This is a genomic window from Rhodanobacter umsongensis (assembly GCF_042654965.1).
GTDB classification, from domain to species: Bacteria; Pseudomonadota; Gammaproteobacteria; order Xanthomonadales; family Rhodanobacteraceae; genus Rhodanobacter; species Rhodanobacter umsongensis.
On record NZ_JBHSMK010000005.1, the window covers coordinates 25,559 to 41,336 of the forward strand.

Here is a 15,778-nt window from a genome sequence, read left to right on the forward strand (position 1 = left end):
CGGCGGCCCAAGCCAGGGCTCAGCGCGCAGGCGATCAGGCGTCGATGTCCTTTACCGCCGTCACCAGCTCGCCCACGGCCGCCTGCCCGTCGCCGTACAGCATGCGGGTATTGTCGGCGTAGAACAGCGCGTTCTCGATGCCGGCAAAGCCGGTGCCGCGGCCGCGCTTGATCACGATCACATGCTTCGCGTTGCCCACGTCGAGGATCGGCATGCCATAGATCGGCGAGGCCGGATCGGTCTTCGCCAGCGGATTGACCACGTCGTTCGCGCCGATCACCAGCGCCACGTCGGTGGACGGAAACTCCGGGTTGATGTCGTCCATATCGGCGATCAGGTCGTACGGCACGCCGGCCTCGGCCAGCAGCACGTTCATGTGGCCGGGCATGCGGCCGGCTACCGGATGGATCGCGAACTTCACCTTCACGCCGCGCTTGATCAGCAATTGCGCGAACTCCCACACCTTGTGCTGCGCCTGCGCCACTGCTAGGCCATAGCCGGGCACGATCACCACGCGTTCGGCGTAGGCCATCATCACCGCCGCGTCGGAAGCATCGATCGGCTTCTGCGCGCCTTCGATCGCCTGCGCTTCGCCCGCAGCGGCGCCGAAGCTGCCGAACAGCACGTTGCCGATCGAGCGGTTCATCGCCTTGGCCATCAGCTGGGTCAGCAGCGTGCCGGCCGCGCCGACCACCATGCCGGCGATGATCATCGCCTCGTTGCCCAGCACGAAACCCTCGAACGCCACCGCCAGTCCGGTGAACGCGTTGTACAGCGAGATCACCACCGGCATGTCGGCGCCGCCGATCGGCAGCGTCATCAGCAAGCCGAACAGCAGCGCCAGCGCGAAGAACGCCACGATCAGCGGCACGCTGGCGTGACCGCTCGCCAGCATGATGCCGACCACCACCGCTGCCGCCAGCAGCAACAGGTTGACCGCGCGCTGACCGGCAAACACGAAGCGCTTGTCCAGCCAACCCTGCAGCTTGGCGAACGCGATCAGCGAGCCGGAAAAACTCACCGCGCCGATCAGCGCGCCGAGCACGCCCAGCGCCAGCTCGACCGGTGTCAGCGTGGGCGGCAGGCCGTTCACCGCCCAGGCTTCGGGCCGCAGCGGCGAGGTATCCGGCAGCGCATGCAGCAACCCGAGTTCGCGCACGTAACCGATCAGCTCGACCGCGCCGATCGCCGCCGCCGCACCGCCGCCCATGCCGTTGTACAGCGCCACCATCTGCGGCATCGCGGTCATCGCCACCCGCTTGCCGCTCCACCACGCCGCGCTGACGCCGATCAGCACCGCGGCGATGATCAGGCCGCGATTGTGCATGTCCGGCAGGAAGAACGTGGCCAGCACCGCCAGCAGCATGCCGTAGCCGGCCCACACGATGCCGCCCCGCGCGGTGCGCGGCGAACTCATGCGTTTGAGGCCCAGGATGAACAGCAGTGCGGCGAGGAAATAACAGGACTTGATCAACACCGGCAACCAGGCCATCACTTGGTCACCTCGCTGAGGTTTGGCTTGCCGGCATCCGGCTTGCTGGACTTGAACATCTCCAGCATCCGCTCGGTCACCACGTAGCCGCCGGCGGCGTTGCCCGCGCCCAGCAGCACGCCGATGAACCCGACCGCGATCTCGAACGGCGTCTGCGCATGGCCTAGCGCGATCATCGCGCCGACCAGCACAATGCCGTGCACGAAGTTGGAGCCTGACATCAGCGGCGTGTGCAGGATCACCGGCACCCGCGCGATGATTTCGTAGCCGGTGAAAGCTGCCAGCATGAAGATGTACAGCGCCAGAAAACCGTCGATCATGACCCCACCCCGCCAGGACTCAGTTGTGGCTGCATCATACGGGAACCTCGCCCAACTTCGCGGCTGCGCCACGGCCCGCATGAGCTCTTGCGTGGCAGGCGTGCACGCGTGCGCGTCAACCCGTGCGGGCCCACCGCGTTGAATACGGGAATCGAACCGCTGGAGCCTGAGGATGCGCCACCCGACGAAGCGGACGAGGCCGCCATGAACAGCCTGACCGGTACGCTCGGCACGGACATGCTCGAGCACGTCCGCGAAACGCCCGCCACGCTGGACGCGTTCCTGGCGCAGGTCGAGCGGCGCGCGTTTCGCATGGCCGAGCTGCAACTGCGCCAGCGCGAGGACGCGATGGACGCCGTGCAGGATGCCATGCTGCGGCTGGTCAGGCACTACCGCGACAAGCCCGCTGCGGAATGGTCGCCACTGTTCTGGGGCATCCTGCGCCGGCGCATCGTCGATCTGCAGCGCCGCCGCAAGGTGCGCTCGATCGTGGTGGGGTGGTTCGGCGGCGACCGCGACGACGATGGCGACGAACTGCCCGTGTGGGAGCCGGCCGACCGCGGCCCCGGCCCGCTCGACCGGTTGCACGACCTGCAGTCGTACGCGGACATGGCCGTGGCAGTAAGGCAATTGCCGCAACGCCAGCGCGAGGCCTTCATGCTGCGCATGCTGGAAGGGCTGGACGTGGCGGAAACCGCGCGTGCCATGGGCTGCTCCGAAGGCAGCGTGAAAACTCATCTGTCGCGCGCCATGCATCACCTGCGCGACCAACTGGAGGACTGGCGATGAACTCGTCTGACAATCGACCCGGACAACCTGCCGAGCAGCGCGCGCGCGAGCTCTGGCACGAGGCTGCCCAGCGCATCGATCCGGCCACCGTCGAGCGGTTGCGCGCAGCCCGCCGGCGGGCGCTGCACCCGCCGCCGGCGCCCGCCCACCGCACCGCCCGCTGGCTGATCCCGACTGGCGCGTTCGCCGTCATCGTGCTGGCCACGCTCATGGTGTGGCGGCCGCCGCATCCATCCGCCAGGCCTGCACAGGCCAGCAGCGCGACCGATGCCGGCGGGGAGTTCGACAACGAGTTGCCGCCGGACGCCGACAAGGCCGACCCCAACCTCTACCAGAACCTCGACTTCTATGGCTGGCTGGCCGCCAGCAACCGTCGTCCGGCAAGCCGCTGAGCCATGGCCCGAATCCTCCGACCGACCCTGCTTCTGCTGCTGGCCATCCTGCTCGGCGGCGTCATGCCGCTGCATGCGCAGGACGCGCCGCGCCCGTGGAACAGCCTGGATGCCGCCCAGCGCGAAGTACTGGCTCCGCTGCAACAGCGCTGGAACAGCATGTCGCCGCGCAAGCAGGCGCACATGCTCAAGCGCGCCGAGTACTGGGTCACCCTGCCGCCGCAGAGGCGCGAGGAAGTGCGCCAGCATATCGAGCGCTGGCAGCTGATGACGCCGGATGAGCGCCGGCAGGCCCGCGAAAACAGGCGCAAGTTCCAGCAGCTGCCGCCGCAACAACGCGAGCAGTTGCACAGCACCTACGAACGCTTCCAGCAGTTGCCGCCGGCACAGCGCGAAAAGCTGATCCGCGAATGGCACGAGCTGCCTCCGGCGGAACGCCTGCAACGGGACGAGCACCACGACCACGGTCGCGCGCCTTCGCCGCCGCGCGGCCAGCGGTAAGCCACGGGCGCCAGCGACACGGCAATCCGCTCAGCCGGTAAAACGCATCTCGCCGGCGTGGCTCAGGCAGCTCTTGGCCACCAGTTCGTCGCCGAAATCCGGCCGCAGCTCGCCGTCGTGCACGAGCAGCTCGATGAAATTGAACACGTTGCGCGCGTACATTTCCGACGCGTGCAGCGGTGCGCCAGCCGGCAGGTTCAGCGGCCCCAGGATCACCACGCCGCCGTGCTCGACCCGCTCACCCGGTTTCGTCAGCTCGCAGTTGCCGCCGCTCTCTGCGGCCAGGTCGACGATCAGCGCACCCGGCTTCATGCCCCCGACCATCGCCGCGGTGAGGATCTTCGGCGCCGGCCGGCCCGGCACCGCGGCGGTGGTGACGATCACGTCGATCGACTTCAGGTGTTCGCCCAGCGCCTGCTGCTGCGCCGCGCGCTCTTCCGGCGACAGTTCGCGCGCGTAGCCACCGCTACCGGCCGCACTGACACCCAGCTCGAGAAACTTCGCACCCAGCGACTCGACCTGCTCGCGCGTTTCCGGGCGCACGTCGTAGCCTTCGGTCTGCGCGCCAAGCCGGCGGGCGGTGGCGATCGCCTGCAGGCCGGCCACGCCGGCGCCGATCACCAGCACCTTCGACGGGCGGATCGTGCCGGCAGCGGTGGTCAGCATCGGAAAGAATTTCGGTGATGCCTCGGCCGCGATCAGCATGGCGCGATAGCCGGCCACCGCGGCCTGCGAACTGAGCACATCCATGGCCTGTGCCCGCGTGGTGCGCGGCAGCAGCTCCAGCGAGAACGCGGTCAACTTGTGCGCGGTCAGCGCAGCGACGCGATCGGCGGCACCGTAGGGGCGCAGCTGGCCAACCACCACCGTGCCTTCGCGCAACCCGGCGAACACCGCCGCGTCCGGCGGCAACACGCAGGCCAGCAGATCGGCCTGCGCCAGCACGGCGGCGGCATCGGCAAATTCGGCCTCGGCATAACTGCTGTCGGGAAAGCCGGCGGCACGGCCGGCGTCGTGTTCCAGCAACACGCGCAGGCCCTTGCCGCGCAGCTTCTTCGCCATCTCGGGCGTGATCGCCACGCGCCGCTCCCCGGCGGCGGTCTCGCGCAAAGCAGCTACGGTGATCGGCATGGTGCAATCCCCTTCAAGTGGTCTGGACATCTTAGCGGGACTCGCAGGTTTTGATTCCGCCGAGCCCAAAAGAGTAAGCTGGCCCGCCGGCACGAGCCACTGGCGCCGCACGGGGTCGTTTGCTGGAGATCCCGATGTCCGTATCCCCGAACACTTTCGATGATTTGCTGGCGCTGGCGCGCGACGCTCGCGAACAGGCCTATGCGCCGTATTCGCACTTTCAGGTCGGCGCCGCGGTGCTGACCCGTGACGGCCGTCAGTTCAGCGGCTGCAACGTGGAAAACGCCTCGTACAGTCTGTGCAACTGTGCCGAACGCACCGCACTGTTCAGCGCGATCGCGGCCGGCTGCCGACCCGGCGATTTCGCCGCGCTGGCGGTGACCGCCGATACCGACGGCCCGGTCAGTCCCTGCGGCGCCTGTCGCCAAGTGATGGTGGAACTCTGCAACGCCGACATGCCGGTACTGCTGGCAAATCTGCGTGGTGCGCGCCAGGAAATCAGCGTGGCTGCCTTGCTGCCCAACGCTTTTCGGCTATAGACGCGGGTCCGGATGCGGCGATGCCGAGCGAAGCAGAAGTTTCGCCAAGGCGTCGTCAAAGACCGATGGATCGTCAACAAAAACGGCATGCCCCGTGTTCGACACCACCACCAGCTGCGACCCGGCGATCTCTGCAGCCATCGCCTTCTGCGCATCGAGAAGGGGCGAATCGGCGGATGCAATAACCAGTGTGGGGCAATCGATCTTCTTCAGCGCTGGCCGCCGATCCGCACCAAAGATGTCCGACACCAGCATGACGGCACCTATCGCCGGCGGCGTCTGCCGCGCCTGGGCGATCACCGCATCGATGTCGAGATCAGGATGCGGTCGCTTGAAAATCGAGCGCACCATGCCTTCGCTGTATTCCGCTGGATGATTCGCATATACGGCCAGACCGGAAAGGATGACCTTGCTGAATGCCTTGCGGATATCCAACTCGGCCGTGCCAGCCGACACCGGTGAATCCACGAACACGACACCGGCCAACGCGCCGGTACCGAACTGCTGAACATACGCTGCAACGTCTTGCGCGCCCTGCGACCACCCAACAATGACGAAACGGTCGACGTGCAACTGCCCCAGCAAGGCGTGCAAATCCCGCGCCCGCTGTTCCGGAGTGTTGCCCGTTTCCATCTTCGACGAAATGCCCTGCGAGCGCGAGTCGATCGCGAGCACCATGCGATCCGTGGAAAAGCGTTGGAGCTGCTCGCGCCACAAGGATGCGGTGAGCGTCCATCCCGGAATCAACACCAGTGCTGGTGCGGCGCCCGGCTTGCCTGCCTGCAGGTAATGAATCCTGGCACCATCGTCGGTAGTGAATGCGCCATCGCGAATCGCCGCCGTTGCCGATATTGCCGGCGGAACAGCACAGGCCGCGGAACCAGACAGGACCAACGCCACCAACGCAGCGATGCGCGGCATGATTTTCATGATTGCACTCCAGGGAATCGCATGTGTCCTGTGATCCTACAGCGGCACAAACATCACTATCCGCATGACTGGTGATCATCGCGGCGACACCCGCGCAAGCTGTAGGATTGGGGTTTCCCCGTGACTCTTGATCATGCCCGACGCGCTATCCCTGCTCCAGCAACGCCATTCCGTGCCATCGCGCCAGCTCGGCGAGCCGGCACCGGATGAGGCGACGCTGCAGGCGCTGCTGGAAGCGGCGATCCGCGTGCCCGACCACGGCAAGCTGGTGCCGTTCCGGCTGATCCGCCTGCAGGGCGAGGCCAAGCTGCGCTTCGGCGAGCGGCTGGCCGCCATCGCTGTCCACAACCATCCCGGCATGTCCGACGCGAAGCTCGAAAAGGATCGCCTGCGCTATACCTTCGCGCCGCTGGTGATGGTGGTCGTCGCCCGCCTGCACCCCGACAGCAAGGTGCCGGAGATCGAACAGAAGCTGTGCGCGGGCAATGTCGCCTACAACATCCTGCTCGGTGCGTACGCGCTGGGCTTGGGCGCCCAGTGGCTGACCGGCTGGGCCGCCTATGACCGCGACGTGGCGGCGATCCTCGGCTTGGCCGCGCACGAACACGTGGTCGGCTTCGTGCACCTGGGCACGCCGCAGATCGAGGTGCCTGACCGCGACCGGCCGGCGCTGGCCGACCTGTTGACCACGTGGACACCATGAGCACCCCGGGGAATGGACGTCCAGCCGTCCACCTGGTCGATGGCAGCCTGTATGTGTTCCGCGCCTGGCATTCGATGCCGGACGAGTTCTTCGACGCAGACGGCCACCCGACCAACGCGGTGCATGGCTACGCCCGCTTCCTGTGCGAGCTGCTGGAGCGCGCGCAGCCCGAGCACATCGCGGTGGCATTCGATGCCTCGCTGACAAGCTCGTTCCGCAACGCGATCTATCCGGCTTACAAAGCCAACCGCGAGCTGCCGCCACCGGATCTGGAACGCCAGTTCGTGCAATGCCGCGCGATCACCGAGGCGCTCGGCATCCACCTGATGATCGATCACAGCTTCGAGGCCGACGACCTCATCGGCAGCACCGTGTGGAATCTGCGCGCGCACGGCTGGCGCAGCGTGATCGTGTCCGCCGACAAGGACTTCGGCCAGTTGCTGGGTGAGCACGACGAGCAATGGGATTACGCACGCGGCCTGCGCTGGGGGCCGGCGGGCGTGCACGAAAAGCTTGGTGTGCATCCGCACCAGGTGGCGGACTACCTCGCATTGTGCGGCGATGCGGTGGACAACATCCCCGGCGTGCCCGGCGTCGGCGCAAAGACCGCCGCTGCCCTGCTGAGCCACTTCGGCAGCCTCGACATCCTGCTCGATCGCGTCGATGAAGTGGCGTTTCTGCGCCTGCGCGGCGCGGCCGCATGTGCCGCGAAGTTGCGCGAGCATGCGGAACAGGTGCGGCTGTACCGGCGCCTCACCCGCATTGCGCTGGACGCGCCGGGCGCCGTTGCCGTCGAGACCCTGCTGCGCGGCCGCCAGCAGCCGGAGCAGCTCGACAACCTGTGCGAACAATTGCGCTTCGGCGCCTTCACCCGCAGCCGGCTGCGCGCGTTGCTGCGCTGAACCCGCGCGCTCGAAAGCCGCCTCCCTGCCCGCAGGAGGAACGACATGCGGTTGTCGGCGTTGCCGGGAAAGGTCAACATGGCTGCTGTTTTTTCCGCAGCGCGTGGCCACCGATGAACGATTCCGCCGACCGCATTCCTGCCGACGCCGACGCACCCGTCGAAACCCTTTGCGAAGGCCGCTGGCTGAGCCTGCGCAAGCGCGGCCGCTGGGAGTACGCCGAGCGCAACCATCCCGGCGGCGCGGTGATCATCCTGGCGGTGACGCCGGAGGACAACGTGCTGTTCGTCGAGCAGTACCGCGTATCGATCCTGCAGAACACCATCGAGATGCCGGCCGGCCTGGTCGGCGACCTCGCCGGGCAGGCCGACGAAAGCGCCCTGCTCGCCGCCCAGCGCGAACTGGAGGAAGAAACGGGTTACCGCTGCCAGCGTGTCGAATTCGTCCATCGCGGGCCATCGTCATCGGGCATGAGTACCGAGATGATCACCTTCGTGCGGGCATGGCAGCTGGAGAAGGTCGGCCCTGGCGGCGGCGATGAAACCGAGAACATCGTGGTTCACGAAGTTCCCCGCAGCGAGGCCGGGGCGTGGCTGTTCGGCCGCGCCGCCGACGGCTACTCGATCGACCCGAAACTGTTCGCGGGACTCTGGTTCATCGAGCACGCCCAGCCCTGCCCGGCAGCGCGCTAGGGCCGCCGATAGCACCGGCTGCGCCGGCCGCATCGCCAGCGGCGCTTCCCTCCCCCGGGGGCCTAAAGGTTTCGGCGTTGCGGCCGATTTGCTGGGTGTCGGCCGGTGTTGCCCCATCGGCTGGTTCCTTGGCTTTCCCCGTATCGATGGATCCCTGCCCATGAAAACCACACTCCTTCTCGCTTCGCTGCTGCTTCTCCCGTTGGCCGGCCACGCCGCCTGCGCGCCCACCGACTTCGCCATCAAGGATTTCAAGACTTCCATCAGCGGCGCCGGCGGCTCCGCGCGCATCATGCTCGCCGGCGAGCTGGTCAACAACTGCACCGATCCGTCGGCCGCCCAGATCCGCATCGACGCGAAGGACACCGACGGCAAGGTGGTCCAGAGCAAGGAAGGCTGGCCGGCCGGCACCACCAACATCGCCCCCGGCTCGGCCGCCAAGTTCGATCTGGGCCGGCGCTTCCGCTTTCAGTCCGACATGGCGACCTACACCGTCAGCGTGATTGCCGTACGCGCCTGGTAACCCGACCCCGCCGGCACGTACACAAAACGAGGCCCCGCGAGGGGCCTTTTTGCTGCTCCGCATGTCCGACCGATCGGCCCCGATTATTCACCTCGCGCAACGCGCCCGGCTCGCGCCGGCGCGGTCGCGTGAGCGAACGAGGGCGAAGTGCCCCCGACACCGGCGGCCATCGACGTCGATCGGATGTTCTCCCATCCTTCGCGCTGCGCTACGGCGCGCCGGCCAGCGGCGGCCTCAGTGCAGCACGAACAACTTGTCGAAGCCCGCCACGCGCAGGGTGCTGCGCAATTCGGTGCCGGCGTTGACGATGCGGATCTCGGCGCGGTCGGCGCCGGCGTGTTCGCGCAGCAGCAGCAGCATGCCCAGCGCGGAACTGTCCATGCTGGTCACTTCGCCCAGGTCGATGACGTAGCTGCGCGCCGCGCCGCCACCGCCGAGGCAGGCCTCGTGAAAATCGCGATGGATGCTGAAATCGAAACGCTCGCCCAGCTGCAGGGTCAGGCAATCGTGTTCGCTGTCGTGGTGGACGATCATGCTGCACTCCTCAAAACAATTCGATCTCGCCGGCATCCATGGAACTCTGCAATGCCGGGCCACGGGAGCGCAGGCGCGCCTTTTCGCGCTGAATGGCCAGCCGGCCACGCACCCGCTGCGCACGTTCGGCCAGGTTGTCGGCGTCGACCGGCGCACACGCCAGCTCCTCGATGTCGCGTGTGCATTCGCCGACCACTTCCTGCAGCTCGACCAGCCGGGTGCGGGTCTGCCGCAGCAACTGGCTGAGGATGTCCTCGAACTGCAGGGACCTGATCGTGGTGGATACATCGCTGCCGAGGCCGCGATTGATCTCGACTACCTGGTCGGCGACCGCGCTGGTGCGCGCGTCGCTCTCGGTGACGTGCGCCATCATCGCGTCGATGCCGCCCTTGGCTGACAGCGCCACGTTCAGATCCTGCGAAGCCATCGTGCCGACCAGGCCGCGCAACTGCTCCATCGCGGTGCGGGCGCGTTCGACGTGGCTGCCGATCTGCTCGTTGAACTGGTTGGAGTTGCTGGCGAGGTTGCGGATCTCGCCGGCGACCACGGCAAAGCCGCGACCGGATTCACCCGCGCGCGCCGCCTCGATCGCGGCGTTGAGCGCCAGCAGATTGGTTTCCTCGGCGATCGTGTTGACGTTCTTCAGCAGCCCGAACACGGCATCCATCTCCTTCGCCATGCCGTCGATGCGATAGACGATACGAAGGCTCTCGCGCGACATCTGCACGATCATGCCCACGAAGTGCTGCAGCAGGTCGCCGGTGCGGGCCGCGAAATCCTGCACCGAGACGCCACCGTTCTGGGCGTCGATGATCTGCTTCAGCAGCGACTGCTGCAGCCCGGTCTTGTGCGACAGGCCATCGAAACCGCCGCCCAGTTCGGAGACCGCATCGCGCAGCAGGTCGAGGCCCTGGTGCAGTTCGCGGGTGGCGTGGCCGAGTTCGTCGACCAGGGCGCCGCGCACGTCCTCCAGCGCCTCGCGCACGGGGGCGTTGTTGCCGGGTACTGCCACTGTTGCGGCGACCGGCGGGGGACGCCGGCTCTCGACGATCCATACCGCGGTGAGCACCACGATCAGCAGCGGCGCCAGCCACGTCGGATGCCACAGCAGCGCCAGCAGCAACGCGAGCGTACTGGCGATCCAGCCGTAGAGCGGGCGGGTGGCGAAGAGCCGGACAATGTGGGAAAGGACAGCCATGAGCCGATATCCAAGGTCAGGTGCGCGAAACACCGTCGTGGGGTTGGCGCGCCAGTGCAAGCAGGCGCGCGGCAATGTGGTCAAGCGAAAGCATCTCTGCGGCCGCGCCCAGTTTCCAGGCAGCACCGGGCATGCCCCATACCACCGAGCTGGCCTCGTCCTGCACCAGCGTCGCGGCACCGGCCTGCTTCAGTTCGAGCAGGCCGCGCGCGCCGTCGTCGCCCATGCCGGTCAGCAGCACGGCGATGGTGCCCACGCCGGCGCTGGCCGCCATCGAGCGGAACAGCACGTCCACGCTGGGCTTGTGCCGGTTGACCGGCGGGCCATCGTGCAGCCGGCAGACATACTTGGCGCCGTCCCACATCACCAGCAGGTGGTGGCTGCCCGGCGCGATGTAGGCGTGGCCGGTCTGGATCGGCTGGCCATCCTGCGCCTCGCACACGCGCATCGCCGAGCAACGGTCCATGCGCGCGGCGAACGGGCCGCTGAAGGCTTCGGGGATGTGCTGGGTGACGAGGATCGGCGGTGCATCCGGCGGCATCGATTCGAGGACCACACGCACGGCCTCGGTCCCGCCGGTCGAGGCGCCGATGACGATGATCGGGCTGCCGCCGCGGGTGCCCGAGGTCTGCACGCGCGGCAACACCGCATCGGCGGACAGGCGCGGCGGCACCTCCAGCTTGCGCACCGCGGTCCGCGCGCGCGGCCGGGCCGTGGCGGCCTGCTTCACCTTGGCGCAGATCTCCTGCGCGCTCTGGCCAAAGCTGTTGGCCAGGTCGCTGCTCGGCTTGGCCAGAAAATCCACCGCGCCAAGCTCCAGCGCGCGCAGGGTCACTTCGGCACCCTGCACCGTCAGCGACGACACCATCACCACCGGCATCGGCCGCAACCGCATCAGGTTTTCCAGAAACGTCAGGCCGTCCATGTGCGGCATCTCCACATCCAGCGTCAGGACGTCCGGATTGAGCAGCTTGATCTTTTCGCGGGCGATCAGCGGATCGGCCGCGGTGCCGACCACCTCGATCTCCGGATCGCAGGCAAGCATCGTCGTCATCAGCTTGCGAACCAACGCCGAATCGTCGACCACCAGAACACGCACTCTTTCCATTGCCATCCATCTCGTTGCCATGAAGCTCAGGCCGCGTCGCCATTGCCGGCGACCTCGCCGGTGATTGCGATGAAGCCGCCGCTAGAAAAGCTCGACCTCACCCTTTATCGGGTCATTTGCCAAACGCTTGAGGTAGCCGGGCTCGTCGGCGACCAGTTGCACGTCGTCGTGCCGGCGCAACAGCCGCACCCGTGCGCGGCCACTGCTTGGGAAGAACTGCACCTGCCGCGGGTATACGTCGCCGAGATCCGACGCGCGCAGGTTCAGCCTTTCGGTGGCGATGTAGTGCTGCACGAAATCGATGTTGCGCTGGCCGATATCGGTCAGCTGTGCCAGTACGCGGCCGCCGCCGAATATCTTCACCTGCAGGTCGCCGCGCTGGCCGCCGGCAATGAGGATCGCGTTGATGAGCTGCTCCATCGCGTCGCTGCCGTAGCGCGCCGCGCGGCCCACGGTGGCGGTCCAGCCGTCGCGCTCGCCGCGCGGCTCCGGCAGCATGAAATGGTTCATGCCGCCGATGCCGCGGCGCGCATCATGGATGCATGCCGATACGCACGAGCCGAGCACGGTGGTGATCAGCTCTTCCTGCGTGCTGACGTAGAACTCGCCGGGCAGCACCTTCACCGTCATGCAGGCCTGCGCCGGGTCCCAGTAGCGGCGCAGGTGCTCGAAGCCCGGCAGCACCGCAGCGTGGCTTGCCGGATTGGCGCGGCGGTCGGCCAGCAGGGTCATCGGCCGATCTTCCGGTAGACGGTGCGACCGATGAGCTCGAACTGGTCGTTGACGCCGTGCAGCGATTCGGAGTGGCCGAGAAACAGGTAGCCACCCGGTGGCAGCAGCTCGGCGTAGCGGCGAAAGAGCCGCTGCTTGGTCGGCTGGTCGAAGTAGATCACCACGTTGCGGCAGAAGATCGCGTCGAACGGACCGCGCATCGGCCAGGGATGCAGCAGGTTCAGCGGCTCGATGGTGACCAGCTCGCGCAGGCGCGGGTGCACGCAGGCCAGCCCGTCATACTCACCCTCGCCGCGCAGCATCCAGCGCCGGCAACGCTCGGCGCTGATGCCGGCCAGGCGCTCCAGCGGATACACACCCTTTCGTGCGGTTTCCAGCGCCTGTGGCGACAGGTCGGTGGCCAGGATTCTTGCATCCACCTTGCTGCCGCCCTGGTCGATCGCCTCGGCCAGCACCATCGCCAGTGCATAAGGCTCCTCGCCGGTGGAACAGCCCGCCGACCAGATCCGCAGTCGATCGCCCTCGCGCCGCTTCTCCTGCAGCCAGCGCGGCAGCAGTTCATCGACCAGCAGGTCGTAATGGTGCACCTCGCGGAAAAACGCCGTCACGTTGGTGCTGATGGCGCTGGCCAGTTCGCCCAGTTCGCTGTACGGATCGCTGCGCAGCAGTTCGCAGTAGCTGGCGAAGTCCGGCAGGCCCAGCGCACGCAGCCGGCGCAGCAGACGGCCCTGCACCAGCTGATGCTTTTGCTCGCCCAGCGCGATGCCGCAATGCTCCAGCACGAACGCCCGAAGGTACTCGAACTCGGCGTTTCCCAGCAGCGGGCCGGGCGTGGCCGTGGCATGGGTGTAGTCGTCGGCCACGCCAGACACCGCATTCACTTCAGAACTCCTTCCACACACCAGTTGCGCTGGCAGGCTCGGCCGGCGCGCGCACCGGGCGGGCGGCGGCTGGCGCCGTGTTGCGCACGGCGGCGAACACCGCCTCGGCTTCTGCCGCCACGCTCTGCGCCCGCGCCGACGCGGGCGGTGCAACGGACGGCGCGCCATCGTCGATGAGCTGGAAGAAGCCTACCTGGCGGGTCAGCTCGCCGGCCTGCTCGTGCATGGCGCGTGCCGCAGCGGCAGCCTCCTCGACCAGCGCGGCATTCTGCTGGGTCATCTCGTCCATCTGCATCACGGCATTGTTGACCTGGTCGATGCCGGCCGACTGCTCCTGGCTGGCGGCGGCGATCTCGGCCACGATGTCGGTGACCTTCTTCACGCTGTCGACGATTTCGGCCAGCGCCTTGCCCGACTGGTTCACCAGCTCGGAGCCGCTGCGCACCTTGTCCGCGCTGTCGTTGATGAGGGCCTTGATCTCTTTCGCCGCGCCGGCGCTTCGCTGCGCCAGGCTGCGCACTTCGGTGGCCACCACGGCAAAGCCGCGGCCCTGCTCGCCGGCACGGGCGGCCTCCACGGCCGCGTTCAGCGCAAGCAGGTTGGTCTGGAAGGCGATCTCCTGGATCAAGCCCACGATGTCGGCGATTTTGCCGCTGGAGGCGTTGATCTCGCTCATCGCGATGATCGCCCGACCGGCCACCTCGCCACCCCGCTCGGCCTGCTCGCGGGCACCGCGGGCAAGCTGGTTGGCGTGGCTGGCGTTCTCGGCGTTCTGCTTGACGGTGGAAGTCATCTGCTCCATCGACGAGGCGGTTTCTTCCAGGCTGGAGGCCTGCTCCTGGGTGCGCTGGCTGAGGTCGTCGTTGCCGTGCGCGATCTGCTGCGCCGCCGTACTGACCGCATCGGAGCCGCGACGCACTTCGCCGACGGTGAGGGTGAGCCGGTCATCCATCATCCGGAACGCTTCCAGCAGGCGTCCCAGCTCGTCCTTGCGACGGGTGACGATGTGGTGGCCCAGCTGGCCCTGCGAGATGGCATTGGCCACCCACACGGCCCGGTTGAGCGTGCCCACGATGGAGCGGATCAGGAAGAACGCCATCAGTACCGCCAGCACCATGCCGCCACCGAGTGCCGCAAACGTCATCAGGCGGATGCGCTGGTAGCTGGCCAGCGCGGATTCGTAATGCTGGCGGCTTTCGTCGACCTGCATCGCGATCAGCTTGTTCATTTCCGAACCCATGATCGCCACGTTCGGCAGCACGTCCGAATACAGCAGCGCGTTGGCGCCGTCGTCGGCCTGATTCAGCGCATCGGTGATCTCGGACATCGACGAGGCGACGTCGCCGCGGGCACTTTCGAACGCGCTCCATTGCTTCTTGACCGCGGGCGACATCGTGGTCGCGCCCAGCTTCTTCAGCAGCACCGCATCGGCGACCTGGGTCTTGGCCACGTCGTCGAGCTTCTGCTTGACGATCGCCTTGTCGTCCTTGTGGAAGGCCGCCTCGCTCAGGGAAATGAAGCTGTTCAGCGAGCCGCGCGCCACCTCGTTGATGCTGGTCAGCGGTATCAGCTCCTCCTGGTAGATCATGCGCGCGCTCTCATTCGCCCGGGCCATGCCGCCGAGCCCGATCCAGGCGCCCACCAGCAACATGGTGCACAGCAGGCCAAGCACACCGATGAGACGGGCCTTGACGGTCAACGTGGTCAGGCGGGACAGGCGCGCCAGCAGACTATTCATCTTCATCTCGATTCCCGGGTCAGGCGGCAACTTCAACTTCCTGGACGGCCGGCAGCGCGGCGTCCAGCGATTCCACGTCTTCCGGACGCATCAGTTTTTCCACATCCAGCAGCATCACCATGCGTTCGGCATACGTCGCCAGCCCTTTCAGGTAACGCGTATCGACCACCGCACCCATGTCCGGTACCGGCTTGATCGCCGCCGGATCGATATCGACCACGTCGGACACCGCATCCACCACGATGCCGAACAGGCGTTCGGCAATCGCCACGATGATCACCACGGTGTCGTCGCCGTAGCTTTCGCGCAGCAGGCCGAAGCGCAGGCGCAGATCCGCGATCGGCACGATCGCGCCACGCAGGTTCAGCACGCCCAGTACGTAGTCCGGCGTCTGCGGGATGCGGGTGACACGCGTCCAGCTGCGGATCTCGCGCACGGCCAGGATGTCCACGCCATACTCTTCGTCGGCCAGGCTGAAAGTGAGCTGCTGCGACGGCGCCGTGGCCCGTCTGTCTTCGTGCATGGGGTCTTCGTACATGGGAGCGGTAACCTCGTAACGGACGTCTGCGAGCGTCCTTCTGCCTTGACTGTGTCGGCCCGCGCGGCGGGAACTTGAGCACCCGGCCGCCGCCCGCAAAACGGTGGATGTCGATCAGAATGCGAACTCGCTGCA

At 67.1% G+C, this 15,778-nt stretch carries 19 protein-coding genes; 8 read left to right on the top strand and 11 right to left on the bottom strand.

Going from position 1 to position 15,778, the window contains the following annotated elements:
* Positions 1 to 34: 34 nt before the first annotated feature.
* The gene (locus tag ACFPME_RS09300; protein ID WP_377304465.1) at positions 35 to 1,492 is read right to left on the bottom strand and encodes an NAD(P)(+) transhydrogenase (Re/Si-specific) subunit beta; all 1,458 of its coding nucleotides are present in this window, start codon (positions 1,490 to 1,492) and stop codon (positions 35 to 37) included.
* Positions 1,492 to 1,812: an NAD(P) transhydrogenase subunit alpha part 2 gene (locus ACFPME_RS09305; RefSeq protein ID WP_377304467.1), complete on the bottom strand. Its 321-nt coding sequence runs from the start codon at positions 1,810 to 1,812 to the stop codon at positions 1,492 to 1,494. Before ACFPME_RS09305 ends, ACFPME_RS09300 begins: the two co-directional genes overlap by 1 nt.
* Positions 1,813 to 2,016: 204 nt before the next feature.
* Between ACFPME_RS09305 and ACFPME_RS09310 the strand changes: the two genes are divergently transcribed.
* The 3 genes from ACFPME_RS09310 to ACFPME_RS09320 are packed head-to-tail and all read left to right on the top strand — an operon-like array spanning position 2,017 to position 3,494.
* The gene (locus tag ACFPME_RS09310) at positions 2,017 to 2,601 is read left to right on the top strand and encodes an RNA polymerase sigma factor (RefSeq protein ID WP_377304469.1); all 585 of its coding nucleotides are present in this window, start codon (positions 2,017 to 2,019) and stop codon (positions 2,599 to 2,601) included.
* Positions 2,598 to 2,993 carry a hypothetical protein gene (locus ACFPME_RS09315; protein ID WP_377304472.1) on the top strand — a complete coding sequence of 132 codons (396 nt, stop codon included), beginning with the start codon at positions 2,598 to 2,600 and terminating at the stop codon, positions 2,991 to 2,993. Before ACFPME_RS09310 ends, ACFPME_RS09315 begins: the two co-directional genes overlap by 4 nt.
* Positions 2,994 to 2,996: 3 nt before the next feature.
* Positions 2,997 to 3,494: a DUF3106 domain-containing protein gene (locus ACFPME_RS09320; RefSeq protein WP_377304474.1), complete on the top strand. Its 498-nt coding sequence runs from the start codon at positions 2,997 to 2,999 to the stop codon at positions 3,492 to 3,494.
* Positions 3,495 to 3,524: 30 nt separating this feature from the next.
* Here ACFPME_RS09320 and ACFPME_RS09325 read toward each other — a convergent pair whose 3' ends face one another.
* Complete coding sequence (locus tag ACFPME_RS09325) at positions 3,525 to 4,625, bottom strand: NAD(P) transhydrogenase subunit alpha (RefSeq protein WP_377304476.1); 1,101 nt, start codon at positions 4,623 to 4,625, stop codon at positions 3,525 to 3,527.
* Positions 4,626 to 4,759: 134 nt separating this feature from the next.
* On the opposite strand from ACFPME_RS09325, the gene cdd reads away from it, so the two are divergent.
* On the top strand, positions 4,760 to 5,164 hold the full coding sequence (gene cdd, locus ACFPME_RS09330; protein ID WP_377304478.1) for a cytidine deaminase: 405 nt from the start codon (positions 4,760 to 4,762) through the stop codon (positions 5,162 to 5,164).
* Here cdd and ACFPME_RS09335 read toward each other — a convergent pair.
* On the bottom strand, positions 5,159 to 6,094 hold the full coding sequence (locus tag ACFPME_RS09335) for an alpha/beta fold hydrolase (RefSeq protein ID WP_377304480.1): 936 nt from the start codon (positions 6,092 to 6,094) through the stop codon (positions 5,159 to 5,161). The two genes, cdd and ACFPME_RS09335, sit on opposite strands and share 6 nt — an antisense overlap.
* Positions 6,095 to 6,227: 133 nt before the next feature.
* Between ACFPME_RS09335 and ACFPME_RS09340 the strand changes: the two genes are divergently transcribed.
* From ACFPME_RS09340 to ACFPME_RS09355, 4 genes are all read left to right on the top strand, one after another.
* Positions 6,228 to 6,797 (top strand): nitroreductase family protein, encoded by a 570-nt coding sequence (locus ACFPME_RS09340; protein ID WP_377304482.1) that lies wholly within the window; start codon positions 6,228 to 6,230, stop codon positions 6,795 to 6,797.
* A complete protein-coding gene (locus tag ACFPME_RS09345; RefSeq protein ID WP_377304484.1) occupies positions 6,794 to 7,699 on the top strand; it encodes a 5'-3' exonuclease in 906 nt (301 codons plus the stop codon). The genes ACFPME_RS09340 and ACFPME_RS09345 overlap by 4 nt, the downstream gene beginning before the upstream one ends.
* Before the next feature lie 113 nt (positions 7,700 to 7,812).
* Positions 7,813 to 8,391 (top strand): NUDIX hydrolase, encoded by a 579-nt coding sequence (locus ACFPME_RS09350; RefSeq protein WP_377304486.1) that lies wholly within the window; start codon positions 7,813 to 7,815, stop codon positions 8,389 to 8,391.
* 160 nt (positions 8,392 to 8,551) lie between these two features.
* Positions 8,552 to 8,914 (top strand): hypothetical protein, encoded by a 363-nt coding sequence (locus ACFPME_RS09355; RefSeq protein ID WP_377304488.1) that lies wholly within the window; start codon positions 8,552 to 8,554, stop codon positions 8,912 to 8,914.
* Between the two features lie 234 nt (positions 8,915 to 9,148).
* On the opposite strand, the gene ACFPME_RS09360 is transcribed toward ACFPME_RS09355, so the two are convergent.
* The 7 genes from ACFPME_RS09360 to ACFPME_RS09390 form a co-directional block, all read right to left on the bottom strand.
* A complete protein-coding gene (locus ACFPME_RS09360) occupies positions 9,149 to 9,448 on the bottom strand; it encodes an STAS domain-containing protein (RefSeq protein WP_377304490.1) in 300 nt (99 codons plus the stop codon).
* Between the two features lie 10 nt (positions 9,449 to 9,458).
* Positions 9,459 to 10,646, bottom strand: coding sequence for a methyl-accepting chemotaxis protein (locus ACFPME_RS09365; RefSeq protein ID WP_377304492.1), 1,188 nt, complete (start codon positions 10,644 to 10,646; stop codon positions 9,459 to 9,461).
* A 16-nt stretch (positions 10,647 to 10,662) separates the two neighbouring features.
* Positions 10,663 to 11,754, bottom strand: coding sequence for a protein-glutamate methylesterase/protein-glutamine glutaminase (locus tag ACFPME_RS09370; protein WP_377304494.1), 1,092 nt, complete (start codon positions 11,752 to 11,754; stop codon positions 10,663 to 10,665).
* Positions 11,755 to 11,835: 81 nt separating this feature from the next.
* A complete protein-coding gene (cheD, locus tag ACFPME_RS09375) occupies positions 11,836 to 12,486 on the bottom strand; it encodes a chemoreceptor glutamine deamidase CheD (RefSeq protein ID WP_377304496.1) in 651 nt (216 codons plus the stop codon).
* Positions 12,483 to 13,367: a CheR family methyltransferase gene (locus ACFPME_RS09380; RefSeq protein WP_377304498.1), complete on the bottom strand. Its 885-nt coding sequence runs from the start codon at positions 13,365 to 13,367 to the stop codon at positions 12,483 to 12,485. The genes cheD and ACFPME_RS09380 overlap by 4 nt, the downstream gene beginning before the upstream one ends.
* A 1-nt stretch (position 13,368) precedes the next feature.
* On the bottom strand, positions 13,369 to 15,111 hold the full coding sequence (locus ACFPME_RS09385; protein WP_377304501.1) for a methyl-accepting chemotaxis protein: 1,743 nt from the start codon (positions 15,109 to 15,111) through the stop codon (positions 13,369 to 13,371).
* Between the two features lie 13 nt (positions 15,112 to 15,124).
* Positions 15,125 to 15,628, bottom strand: coding sequence for a chemotaxis protein CheW (locus tag ACFPME_RS09390; protein ID WP_377304503.1), 504 nt, complete (start codon positions 15,626 to 15,628; stop codon positions 15,125 to 15,127).
* Positions 15,629 to 15,778 lie beyond the last annotated feature (150 nt).

Excerpts from the sequence above, each read along its gene's own strand:
- ACFPME_RS09300 (WP_377304465.1), bottom strand. The coding sequence starts at position 1,492 with ATGGCCTGGTTGCCGGTGTTGATCAAGTCCTGTTATTTCCTCGCCGCA.
- ACFPME_RS09305 (WP_377304467.1), bottom strand. The coding sequence starts at position 1,812 with ATGATCGACGGTTTTCTGGCGCTGTACATCTTCATGCTGGCAGCTTTC.
- ACFPME_RS09310 (WP_377304469.1), top strand. The coding sequence starts at position 2,017 with ATGAACAGCCTGACCGGTACGCTCGGCACGGACATGCTCGAGCACGTC.
- ACFPME_RS09315 (WP_377304472.1), top strand. The coding sequence starts at position 2,598 with ATGAACTCGTCTGACAATCGACCCGGACAACCTGCCGAGCAGCGCGCG.
- ACFPME_RS09320 (WP_377304474.1), top strand. The coding sequence starts at position 2,997 with ATGGCCCGAATCCTCCGACCGACCCTGCTTCTGCTGCTGGCCATCCTG.
- ACFPME_RS09325 (WP_377304476.1), bottom strand. The coding sequence starts at position 4,625 with ATGCCGATCACCGTAGCTGCTTTGCGCGAGACCGCCGCCGGGGAGCGG.
- cdd (WP_377304478.1), top strand. The coding sequence starts at position 4,760 with ATGTCCGTATCCCCGAACACTTTCGATGATTTGCTGGCGCTGGCGCGC.
- ACFPME_RS09335 (WP_377304480.1), bottom strand. The coding sequence starts at position 6,094 with ATGAAAATCATGCCGCGCATCGCTGCGTTGGTGGCGTTGGTCCTGTCT.
- ACFPME_RS09340 (WP_377304482.1), top strand. The coding sequence starts at position 6,228 with ATGCCCGACGCGCTATCCCTGCTCCAGCAACGCCATTCCGTGCCATCG.
- ACFPME_RS09345 (WP_377304484.1), top strand. The coding sequence starts at position 6,794 with ATGAGCACCCCGGGGAATGGACGTCCAGCCGTCCACCTGGTCGATGGC.
- ACFPME_RS09350 (WP_377304486.1), top strand. The coding sequence starts at position 7,813 with ATGAACGATTCCGCCGACCGCATTCCTGCCGACGCCGACGCACCCGTC.
- ACFPME_RS09355 (WP_377304488.1), top strand. The coding sequence starts at position 8,552 with ATGAAAACCACACTCCTTCTCGCTTCGCTGCTGCTTCTCCCGTTGGCC.
- ACFPME_RS09360 (WP_377304490.1), bottom strand. The coding sequence starts at position 9,448 with ATGATCGTCCACCACGACAGCGAACACGATTGCCTGACCCTGCAGCTG.
- ACFPME_RS09365 (WP_377304492.1), bottom strand. The coding sequence starts at position 10,646 with ATGGCTGTCCTTTCCCACATTGTCCGGCTCTTCGCCACCCGCCCGCTC.
- ACFPME_RS09370 (WP_377304494.1), bottom strand. The coding sequence starts at position 11,754 with ATGGAAAGAGTGCGTGTTCTGGTGGTCGACGATTCGGCGTTGGTTCGC.
- cheD (WP_377304496.1), bottom strand. The coding sequence starts at position 12,486 with ATGACCCTGCTGGCCGACCGCCGCGCCAATCCGGCAAGCCACGCTGCG.
- ACFPME_RS09385 (WP_377304501.1), bottom strand. The coding sequence starts at position 15,111 with ATGAAGATGAATAGTCTGCTGGCGCGCCTGTCCCGCCTGACCACGTTG.
- ACFPME_RS09390 (WP_377304503.1), bottom strand. The coding sequence starts at position 15,628 with ATGCACGAAGACAGACGGGCCACGGCGCCGTCGCAGCAGCTCACTTTC.